Source organism: Microseira wollei NIES-4236 (assembly GCF_020521235.1).
Taxonomy (GTDB): domain Bacteria; phylum Cyanobacteriota; class Cyanobacteriia; order Cyanobacteriales; family Aerosakkonemataceae; genus Microseira; species Microseira wollei.
In genome coordinates this window covers 26,156-36,361 of the sequence record NZ_BLAY01000100.1, presented here as the reverse complement: position 1 = coordinate 36,361, position 10,206 = coordinate 26,156, and the positions used below count along the sequence as shown (strand labels likewise).

At 45.6% G+C, this 10,206-nt stretch carries 12 protein-coding genes and 2 pseudogenes; 10 read left to right on the top strand and 4 right to left on the bottom strand.

Annotation, left to right across the window (positions count from 1 at the left end; genetic code table 11):
• Window positions 1-547: 547 nt before the first annotated feature.
• The 6 genes and pseudogenes from MiSe_RS28875 to MiSe_RS28850 all read left to right on the top strand — a co-directional run bounded on the left by MiSe_RS28875 (window position 548) and on the right by MiSe_RS28850 (window position 4,521).
• Window positions 548-1,747 (top strand): annotated as a pseudogene (locus MiSe_RS28875) (RNA-guided endonuclease InsQ/TnpB family protein).
• Window positions 1,748-1,786: 39 nt separating this feature from the next.
• Window positions 1,787-2,059, top strand: a pseudogene (locus MiSe_RS28870) (GIY-YIG nuclease family protein); the annotation flags it as partial.
• A gap of 4 nt (window positions 2,060-2,063) precedes the next feature.
• On the top strand, window positions 2,064-2,270 hold the full coding sequence (locus tag MiSe_RS28865; protein WP_226586950.1) for a hypothetical protein: 207 nt from the start codon (window positions 2,064-2,066) through the stop codon (window positions 2,268-2,270).
• A 333-nt stretch (window positions 2,271-2,603) separates the two neighbouring features.
• A complete protein-coding gene (locus MiSe_RS28860) occupies window positions 2,604-3,455 on the top strand; it encodes a C1 family peptidase (protein ID WP_226586942.1) in 852 nt (283 codons plus the stop codon).
• 224 nt (window positions 3,456-3,679) lie between these two features.
• Window positions 3,680-4,006, top strand: coding sequence for a protease inhibitor I42 family protein (locus tag MiSe_RS28855; protein WP_226586941.1), 327 nt, complete (start codon window positions 3,680-3,682; stop codon window positions 4,004-4,006).
• Between the two features lie 32 nt (window positions 4,007-4,038).
• A complete protein-coding gene (locus MiSe_RS28850) occupies window positions 4,039-4,521 on the top strand; it encodes a CRR6 family NdhI maturation factor (protein WP_226586962.1) in 483 nt (160 codons plus the stop codon).
• Window positions 4,522-4,625: 104 nt separating this feature from the next.
• Here the strand turns inward: MiSe_RS28850 and MiSe_RS28845 are convergent, their stop codons facing one another.
• A complete protein-coding gene (locus MiSe_RS28845; RefSeq protein WP_226586939.1) occupies window positions 4,626-5,249 on the bottom strand; it encodes a hypothetical protein in 624 nt (207 codons plus the stop codon).
• Window positions 5,250-5,277: 28 nt separating this feature from the next.
• On the bottom strand, window positions 5,278-5,868 hold the full coding sequence (locus MiSe_RS28840; protein ID WP_226586937.1) for a D-glycero-alpha-D-manno-heptose-1,7-bisphosphate 7-phosphatase: 591 nt from the start codon (window positions 5,866-5,868) through the stop codon (window positions 5,278-5,280).
• A gap of 557 nt (window positions 5,869-6,425) precedes the next feature.
• On the opposite strand from MiSe_RS28840, the gene MiSe_RS28835 reads away from it, so the two are divergent.
• Window positions 6,426-6,653, top strand: a complete 228-nt coding sequence (locus MiSe_RS28835) for a hypothetical protein (protein WP_226586931.1) — start codon at window positions 6,426-6,428, stop codon at window positions 6,651-6,653.
• 332 nt (window positions 6,654-6,985) lie between these two features.
• The gene (locus tag MiSe_RS28830; RefSeq protein ID WP_226586930.1) at window positions 6,986-7,804 is read left to right on the top strand and encodes an SDR family NAD(P)-dependent oxidoreductase; all 819 of its coding nucleotides are present in this window, start codon (window positions 6,986-6,988) and stop codon (window positions 7,802-7,804) included.
• 275 nt (window positions 7,805-8,079) lie between these two features.
• On the opposite strand, the gene MiSe_RS28825 is transcribed toward MiSe_RS28830, so the two are convergent.
• Window positions 8,080-8,274, bottom strand: a complete 195-nt coding sequence (locus MiSe_RS28825) for a hypothetical protein (protein ID WP_226586929.1) — start codon at window positions 8,272-8,274, stop codon at window positions 8,080-8,082.
• Between the two features lie 94 nt (window positions 8,275-8,368).
• Window positions 8,369-8,617 (bottom strand): DUF4926 domain-containing protein, encoded by a 249-nt coding sequence (locus MiSe_RS28820; RefSeq protein ID WP_444980566.1) that lies wholly within the window; start codon window positions 8,615-8,617, stop codon window positions 8,369-8,371.
• 152 nt (window positions 8,618-8,769) lie between these two features.
• Here MiSe_RS28820 and MiSe_RS28815 point away from each other — a divergent pair, with 152 nt between their 5' ends.
• Window positions 8,770-9,774, top strand: coding sequence for an SDR family oxidoreductase (locus MiSe_RS28815; RefSeq protein WP_226586927.1), 1,005 nt, complete (start codon window positions 8,770-8,772; stop codon window positions 9,772-9,774).
• Complete coding sequence (locus tag MiSe_RS28810) at window positions 9,711-10,118, top strand: hypothetical protein (protein WP_226586926.1); 408 nt, start codon at window positions 9,711-9,713, stop codon at window positions 10,116-10,118. The genes MiSe_RS28815 and MiSe_RS28810 overlap by 64 nt, the downstream gene beginning before the upstream one ends.
• Window positions 10,119-10,206: the final 88 nt, after the last annotated feature.

Below are 10,206 nucleotides of genomic sequence, written 5' to 3'. Positions count from 1 at the left end.
CAATTAGCAATTAGCCATTAGCAACGCCCTTGTTTATAACTAGCAACTTGCGTTACTTACTATCCAATCATTAATTAAAGCACATGTGCTGCCGATTAATGACTGTATTAGCGTAACTTTTAAGATTTTTTTCATCATCGGGTAATGTGTTCCTCGATCAAGTTATATCGTGTCCGGTAGTATCGGACTTGTATCTTGCTCCGGCTCGCCCTTGATGGGAGAGGGGGCACCGGGGGTGAGGGTGCAAGTCCAATGCTACCGGACTTGATATTACAGGAGGATTGCCTGCCTTTACCGGAATCGTAGGAAATAGGTTTGGTGGAAACAGGGGAGCGGTTGGCGGTGCAGCCATCGGCAGCGCTATAGGCGACTATCTCTCACGTCAATTACCAAAATAAGTGGGAGTTTGAAAGCCCTGTGTCTTTAGGCCAGGGATGAAAAACGACACAAGCGGATTTATCCGCAGTCAATATTAACTTTTGTGTTTAGGAGGATCTATCAACACTAAACAACGATAAAATTGAACCAGGTCGAAACAAGAAACGCCATGATTACATACGAGTTCAAAGCCAAAGGAAAGATCGAACAGTACCGAAAAATAGACGAAGCAATTCGGGCATTTCAGTTTATCCGCAATAAAGCAATTAGGTTTTGGATGGATAATCGTGGCTAAAACATTGTTTGAATTGAGCAAATTAAGTGCAGTTTTAGCCAAAGAGTTTGAGTTCGCTGCGCGACTTAACTCTCAAGCAAGACAAGCAGCCACAGAGAGAGCATCCTTCTCAATTCAACGGTTTTACTCAAACTGCAAATCCGGAAAGCCAGGTAAAAAGGGCTACCCGAAATTTCAGAAAAACAATCGTTCCGTGGAATACAAAACCACGGGATGGAAGTTGTCACTAGACCGCAAACACATCAACTTTATTGACAAGAACAACATTGGTTCTCTCAAGCTTGTCGGTACTTACGATCTGCACTTTTATCAAATCGACCAGATTAAGCGCGTTAGGATAATCCGGCGCAGCGATGGATATTACGTTCAATTCGCAATTGAAGCAGAGCGGAATATCGACATAAAACCGACTGGTAAAACTATTGGTTTGGACGTTGGACTATTTGCCTTTTATACCGATTCCCAAGGGAACAAGGTAGAAAATCCGCGTCACCTGCGTAGATCCCAGAAAGCTTTAAAGCGATTGCAGCGCCTGGTTTCCCGAAAGGAAAAGGGTTCTCGCAATCGGAAGAAGGCGATTAATCGATTGGGACGCAAGCATTTAAAAGTTTCCCGCCAGCGTAAAGACTTTGCTGTAAAGACAGCATTGTGCGTCGTGAAATCTAGCGATGCAAGTGGCGTTTGAGAAACTGCAAGTGAAGAACATGGTGAAGAATCATCATTTAGCCTTTGTCCATCAACGATGCTGCTTGGTCGCAATTCACTGAATGGTTGCAATATTTGGGCAAGGTTTATGGTCGGATTGTGGTAGCAGTGCCGCCGCAATATACGAGCCAGGACTGCTGCAATTGCGGTCAAAAAGTGAAAAAGTCGCTGTCTGTACGTACCCATGTTTGTCAATGTGGATGTACGCTAGACCGCGACCATAATGCGGCTATTAATATTCTGGATAAGGCTATCAAACAGACTGGTTATCAATTAACAAATACCTAAGGACACACGGGAATTAACGCTTCGGGAGAGACGATCCTCTACGCAGACTTGGCAACAAGCCTGAGCAAGATCGCTCGGTGAACGAAGAATCCGCCGTCTTTTAAGCGGCGGAGTGTCAACAACCTCCCATCCCGTCCAGGACTTTATGCTATCAGACACCGCACAGATGGACTGCTTTACACCGGCAAAACCAAAAGCCTACGCGGTAGATTTAGCGGCGGACACAAAGCATTTCTCTGGGCATGGCTAGACAAATATAACTCGGAAGATATTCGCATCGCCATTCACCTGCTCTTGGCATGGAGTAACCCTGCGCTACTATTAGAGCTAGAAGCCATCATTCTCAGAGCAACTGAGCCACCCTATAACGTTCAAATCCCACCGGAAAGCTAAACTCATGCAGTCCACAACTCTGGAACAACTCTCTGCTGCCGATGCCCAGGCTATCCTAGAACACCTTCCAGAACGGATTCGCGCCGCACTCATTGCCCGTGCTGCTGAAATTGAATATCCCATCGAAGCTGTTGTAGAAATGGCAATTGCAAGCTTCCTCGATAGCGAAGCCCTTGGTTTTGCTGATTGTAAACCAGGGCGCGGTCAGTAAAAAATCTGAAACCCTTATTTTCATAGGATTACGAAGGGTCAAATGCTTTTAATCAACATTACCCCTTAAACCCTGGGGAAATTATTTGGAGCGATCGCTCTGAGAAACCCGGTTTCTTTAAGAAACCGGGTTTCTTGATTTAATTACCCATTCCCTCAAATTAGTGACACTCATTTAAGCTACCTCAAATAAGCTTCCCTCAAAAAAGCGACTGTTATTTTAATTTTAAACTTGGTTATCTTTGTATTATGAATTTCTCGCATTTAAAAGTTTTACATTCAGTCTATGTTGCCCGAATAAATTATCGATCAAGACTGTATTGAATTCAAAGGAATGGGGTGGCTACCAGACTATCCCGATCTGAGGGACTACACGCCCGAACATGCAAATATTCAGCCTTTACTTGCCCTAGCAAACGCGGCTGAACCGGAAAAAGCAACGCTGCCAACTTCTGTTGATTTAAGAGCTTGGTTTTCTCCAATTGAAGATCAAGGCAGTCTCGGTTCCTGTACTGCTAATGCTGGCGTTGCGCTAGTGGAATATTTTCAGCGGCGGGCGTTTGGAAAACATATCGATGCTTCCAGACTTTTCCTCTATAAAACCACGCGCAACTTATTAAAGTGGACGGGAGATACAGGAGCTTTCCTGCGGACAACAATGTGCGCGCTGGCAATGTTTGGCGTTCCTCCAGAAGAATACTGGCCTTATAAAATTGCTGATTTTGAAAAAGAACCACCCGCATTTTGCTATGCCTTTGGTCAGAGTTATCAAGCAATTAAGTATTACCGTCTAGACCCCCCAGGAACGCTTAAAGATGAACTGCTGAACCGAATCAAAACTAATTTGGCAGCAGGGTTGCCTTCAATGTTCGGATTCACTGTTTACAGTTCGCTCTCGCAAGCTGGAACAACGGGTAAGATTCCATACCCAACGATGGGTGAAAAAATTACTGGCGGTCATGCCGTTGTTGCTGTTGGTTACGACGACAACATGAAGATTAAAAACAGCAATCTTGGCGGTAAGGAAACCACAGGAGCGTTCATCATCAGAAATTCTTGGGGAACCGCATGGGGCGATCAAGGTTATGGTTATCTCCCTTATGACTACGTGTTGAACGGATTAGCTGAAGATTGGTGGTCGCTGATTGAGTCCGAATGGATCAATACCGGAATGTTTGGACTTTAAAGCCGCTGTGATGTAAGATACAGAATCCCGGTTTCGCAGAAGTTACCGGGATTCTCAAGCATAACGATTTTCAGTTTTATTATCTGCACTCACTTATGCTGCCAATATTGTTATCGATTCTTTTAATATTTACTCTAGTATTAAACAATGCCATCTATATTTTTGCAGAGCATCTGGGGTTTGCTGGGTCGGTAAATTCAATGCATCTGATCGAGAGGCGTAGGGTGTCAGAATTAACGATCGCGCAGGCAGATAATGGCAAGTCGTTTGCGATACGCCCTGGGGATGCGATCGCAATTCGCCTACTAGAAAACCCCACGACGGGTTACCAATGGACAATCGACCAAACCAATAGCGAAATTATAGAACTGTTAGAGTCAGTTTTTTCCCCTGGGTCAGAAACCGCAATCGGTAGTGGGGGAGTGCGAAAATTTAGATTTCGCGCCAAAAAGCCCGGAAATGTCCAAATTAGGCTGAAAAAATGGCGTTCTTGGCAAGGGGATAGTTCGATTGTGGAGCGGTTTGAGGTGACGATCCAAGTGAGAAAATGAGGAATTGGCTTCAACTCCTCTTATTTGTTGCGATGACTATCACGATCGCCCTCAATTTAGACCACCTGAACAATTTGGATCTGTCGCCTGCGGTGACGGTAGTGGAAAAACTGCTATCGGAGGGTGCGATCGCATCTTCCGAACAGCAACTGCGGTTTGATATTGACTATCCCCGCGAACCGCAAGATCCGCGAGAACTCTCAGAAATTCCAGAAGTGCGCCTGTGGTTTATTCGTCTCGATGCCAAATATCCTTGGTTGCCGTTTTTACTCGATTGGAAAGCAGGGGAACTCCCCCGCTATGCTGCTATGCTAGTACCCCATCAATTCAGTAGAAAAGAAGGCATCCAGTACAACCCAGAAGCGTTAGAAATTTTCGTGATGCAAAAGCTTTTTGTATTAATGAACTGGATGCAACAGCAGGGAATTGAAAGCAAATCTCGCCTGAAGGCAATGGCACAGATGCTGGGTTACGAATTCGACGATGTTTTATTTGAGTTGATTGGTAACGGGTAATTTTAGATTTTAGATTTCAGATTTTAGATTTCAGATTTTATGGAATTAAAGTCTGAAATCTGCTGTTTACCAATTACCCATTACCCATTACCAATTACCAATTCTCAACAAATCTTCTCTAACATTTCTTCTCCCAGGGATGACTTGCCGAAACGCGCCCAGCGACCCCGTGCTTTGTCACCTTGAATTTCGTAAGCGAGAGCGAACAGATTACCCCCTCCCCAGCAGGCAATCAGCCAATCGTTGGTACGCAAACCAACGCCTTGATATTCTATTCCCATCGACCAGGTAACCTGATATGTTTCGTCTAACTGAATAATTTTTAGTTCGCCCTGGTAATTTCCACTTTTTAAACTTGTGCCATTGATTTTGTAAGTCCCCTCAAGTTGCCCAGGAGTGCCGTTGACAGCTGTTTCTGAGTCAATCACACCTTGATTCGAGGGACTAATCCACTTGCCGTCGAGAGTACCGTCAGGGTTGATTTTATACAGGGTAATGCCGTAGTTATTATCAAAGGCACAGCCAGCAAAAAGATAACCATCCTCAACAAATGCCAGACCGCAGTAATCGCCAATAGTAGTCAACCAAGACATGGTGTAAATTTTGCCCATGGGATGGATTTGCACCGTACCTGAGTAGGGTGTTCCAGAGGTGCTTTTTGCTGATGCGATCGTCCAGGTTCCTGCTGGGCTAGTTTTCACTTGGGAAATGTTTGCTTGTGCGAGCATTTGAATAGTTGTTTTGGGATGGTTCTATTTATAAAGTACCCATTTGCTGAAAAATCCAATCAACGGCGACGGCTAAATCTGGGGCAATATAATCGGGGCGGGTGTGGTGCTGATATGCGCCAGATAGTACGCTCGATCCATACCCGGTTTGGACTAAAATTCCCACACAACCTGCGTTGTGTGCCATATCTACATCGGTTGCTTTATCCCCGACGACGAAACTTTGGCGCAAGTCCAAGTCGTGTTCCCAAGCTGCTGCTACCAGCATCCCGGTGTTGGGTTTGCGCCAAGTACTCCAACGGGTAAATTCTGGATCTGTTCCGCCTTCGGGTGGACTGAGGTAGGGGCAGTAATACAGGGCGTCTAATTTAGCACCTGCTTCGGCGTGTAGCAGATCGCACAGACGCCGATGCAGTGCTTGTACGTGGTTATCTCCGTAGTAACCTCGCGCCGGTCCCGATTGGTTAGAAACCAGACAGCAAAATATTTGTTGGTCATTTAACTTTCGCACGGCTTTGGCGACACCTGGTATCAGATGCAAGTCTTCAACGTGGTGAATGTAACCTGCTTCGATATTGAGGACGCCATCCCGGTCTAGGAATACAGCTGGTTTGGTCATTGGTAATTGGTTATTGGTGATTTTTTTCAAGGTAATTATGGTGATTTTTTCAGTATAATGATTCACTGCAAAATTTGAGCGCAGCGCGCCGGCAATTTTTTCCTAAATCGTAGACATCGAGAGCTTTTGAGCCGTTGTCATCAATTGTCCCCGGTGCGTAAGCAGGCGGAAAACTTTCCCTCGTGCCAGATGAGCTAATTTCAATTCTTGTATGAACCAACCTCCAAAGCGTTATGGGACAAGCACCCGAACTGCTAATAAATTCGCCCTTTTTCTCTCCCAAACTCCTTTGATACCTTGATTACAGCGACTTTATGATTTTTAGTTAATCTGCACTTGCGGGAACCAGTCTTTAGCCGGAAGTTGCCCCGCAGGGGTCAACTTCCGCCCAAAAAGCCCAATCATTCACTTTGACGCTTCTGCCACTGTCTATGTGACAGTTGAGGGTGCGGAATGTGGGATTTCCGGGCGGGATGCAGGCTTATAACCCATTGGTATCGGCAATCAAATATAAGCCTAAAGATAGGGTATTTTTCCCCGCAAATCGGACTAGGCTGATGTTTAGTCACTTGATTGAAGAAAGAATCATGCCTAGCGGACATGCCAGTCATAAAGGAACTTCAGCCAAACCGAATACCAACACTAACGGTAGCATTGATATGGCTGATGACCTCGCTCAAAACCCGGAGGAAATTCTTGGTGAAGGAGTTGATGCGAGAAGATCCAGAGAAGAAAGCTTGAAAAATCCTGCTGCAACTCAAAGACCAAATCAACCAAGTAAATAACGCAAGTTGCTAGTTATCTCGAATGGGCAGCTAATGGCTAATGGCTAATGGCTAATGGCAAGGAAAATAGTATATTACTGAAGCTCATGATAGCTTGCCGTTCTTGAAGCGAGCGTTCTTCGATGAGCAATTAGCAATTAGCCATTAGCGATTAGCAACAGCAAATTTTATAACTAGCAACTTGAATTAAATAGGTAATGGGTAATTGGTAATTGGTCATTGGTAATTGGACTAATGATGACCAAGGGCGGGTTGATTGTAATTGTGGATGGCTGGTCAAACTCGCCCCTACAAAACTGACTAATGACTAATGAGAAAAACCGATAGAAACTATGGCTGAAACCGTACTAATTACAGGTGCTTCCCAAGGCATTGGTAGAGAAACATCGCTGCTATTTGCCCGGAAAGGATACAATCTTGTGCTGGCGGCGCGGAAGCCTGAGCGATTGGAAGCTTTGGCGCAAGAAATCCGAGGAATGGGAGTGGATGCGATCGCTATCCCCACCGATGTCCGAGATCCCGACCAAGTTAGCGCACTCGCTCAATTCGCGATCGCACATTATGGCGCCATCGACGTGCTAATTAACAATGCGGGCATTTATATGTTAGGCGCAGTCGATAAATTTTCTCTAGACGACTGGCACGCAGTTATTGACACAAATCTTTGGGGCTATATTCACACAATTTATGCCCTCTTGCCTCATTTTTTAGAGCGAGGAAAGGGAACAATTGTGAATGTAGGTTCGATTGGCGGTAAGGTTCCCATTCCTTATCAAACGCCATACACGGCTAGTAAATATGCCGTAACTGGCTTAACGGAAGCACTGCACGCGGAATTAGAACCCAAAGGAATTCGAGTTGGCGGCATTCACCCGAATTTGATTAAAACCGATTTAATGGAGCGGGCAATTTTTAGGGGGAAAGATGAGCAAGATGCTCAACAGCGTCACGATTTTGTCGCCAATGCGGTCACTAGTCCGCTATTAGAAACTCCCGAACAGGTAGCAAATGCAATTTGGGATGCAGTTAAACATCACAAATCTGACGTGCTGGTAGGTTCTGCAACAATCTCCAAGACAGCTTATAACTTTTTCCCCGGTTTAATGCAGTGGGTATTCCGGCGCACTTTCGCCATGCGAGATAGCAGTTAGGCTGACATCTTGGAGCGATAAACTTTGGCGGGCAATAAGTCCCACCCCACAAGAAAAATTAATAATTACTCTCTTGTGGGATGGGCAACTTTGGCGGGCAATACGGCCCACCCCACAAGAAAAATTAATAACTAATATCTTGTGGGATGGGCAACTTTGGCGGGCAATACGGCCCACCCCACAAGAAAAATTAATAACTAATATCTTGTGGGATGGGCGTCTCGCCCGTCCTACACATTTGAGGTGCAAGAGCTGTCTCAATTCAATAGGGAAACTTACGCGGCGGTTTCTTGAGAGTCTTCTTGGTTCAATTGCTCGTCAATCTTGGTAAGAGCGGCATTGATACCAGCTAGCTTAGTTTCCAAATCGTCGCGCATCCATTGCAGGAACTTACGCTTGCGCTCTAGGCGGCTTCTGCGCGACATGGGTTCACCATCGTAGCAACTATTACCCCAGAAGAAAGGAAACATAGTTTTAACCTTGCTTGAAAAATCAACCTATTTAGATTGTGGCTAATTTAAAGTCGAGCGTGCTGTAAATTGATGGGGGGAAAACCGACCAAATTTAGCTAGCTGGTGCGAGCGATCGCCGGGTGAGAATTTCATCCGCACCCAAGGCAGAAACGGCAGAGATTGGCACGGCAACTACTGCAATCGACTCACCCACGGCGTTATATACCTCCAGCACGCACCCATCTTCCCCACCAGCGGGATGAGGAACGAAATCAACTAAAGTCGCAATATCACCGGCGCTCAGGCGATGCTCAGGCAAATTGCGAGTTAAAGCAACCTCTTGATATAAATCAAGCTTGATAAACATTTGTTCAATCCTAGTATTTATCCTGACAAACCGATTTAGCCACATACCCTCCCAGGGTTAGATGTTACCTCTATTCCTTTGATAGACGTTTGGCGAAACTCGGTTCGTTACCTTGCAAAGGTAAAAGTATAGGCGAAGGAATCATAATGCAACTCAAACCAATCGATCAACAAGTTGTTGTAGTCGTGGGTGCTTCCAGCGGTATTGGGCGCGAAACTGCGCTGAAATTTGCCAAACGTGGAGCAAAAGTAGTCGTGGCGGCGCGGAGTCAGGCGGGGTTAGATTCGCTAGTAGATGAAATTAAAAGCTTTGTTTGCGATGCGGTAGCTATTGCTGCCGATGTTTCTGATTTTAAGCAAGTTCAAGCGATCGCAAACAAAGCCATCGATGTATACGGGCGCATCGACACTTGGGTACACCTCGCTGCCGTGTCGCTATACGCTACTTTTGAAGACACAACTCCAGAAGAATTCAAGCGCGTTATCGATGTCAATTTGATGGGACAAGTTCACGGCGCAATGGCGGCATTACCCCACCTCAAACGCGAAGGACGGGGGGCGTTAATTCACATTTCCTCAGTCGAAGCTAAGCGCGGGTTTCCGCTGCAAAGCGCCTACGCTGCATCAAAACACGGCATCAATGGTTTTGTAGAAGCTTTGCGCGTCGAATTAATGCACGAAAAAGCACCCATCAGCGTGACAGAAATTATGCCCGCTTCTATAAACACGCCGCTATTTAGCAAAGCGCGTACCAAAATCGGCGTCATGCCTCAAGGCGCACCCCCAATTTACGAACCGAGTATCGTCGCCGATGCTATTTTGTATGCTGCCGAACATCCTACCCGCGATATTGTAGTTGGGGATGCGGGCAAAATCATCGTTACGGCGCAAAAAATTGCACCCCAATTGCTGGATTCTTTTTTGGCGATGAGCGGTTTTGAAGCGCAGAAAACAAAAGAACCAAAATCAGAAGATGCGCCCGATAATTTATACCAACCTATCTCAGGTTACGACACCGTGTCAGGAGAATTTCGCTTACGCACCCAACCGAGTTATTCCGATTGCTTGGATCAGAATCCGCAATTGAAATGGGGTGCATTAGCGGGGTTGGCTTTGGGTGCGATCGCTTTATTTGGAATGCCCAAAAGCTAACTTTAATTAACCAGCGTCACTCTCTCTCGTCTCTCGTTCCAAGGCTCCAGCCTTGGAACGCCATCCTGGAGGCTCTGCCTCCGTTACCTGGAAACAAGGGAATAATATGCCAAAACGCCAGCGTCCAACTCAGGAACAACGATATCAGCGCGGTTGATTCTTATTATCAAGAAATCCCCCGGGCAAGACGAGATGGAGAACAAGCAAAATCCCTGTTGTTTTACTGCGAAAAAGACCTGAATATCCGCCGCTTTTTTGCGATTTATGGAAAAGTATATCTTGAGCGGAACAATTTGCAGCAAGTATTCAAGCACAATATGAACCGATTAATCTCAAGTATTTAAAATAAAAAAACGAACTTTAACAGGCGAAAATAACAACCGTTATTAGTCGGTTATCAGAAGTGGTACTGGTAGAAAAATTGCCGATGTT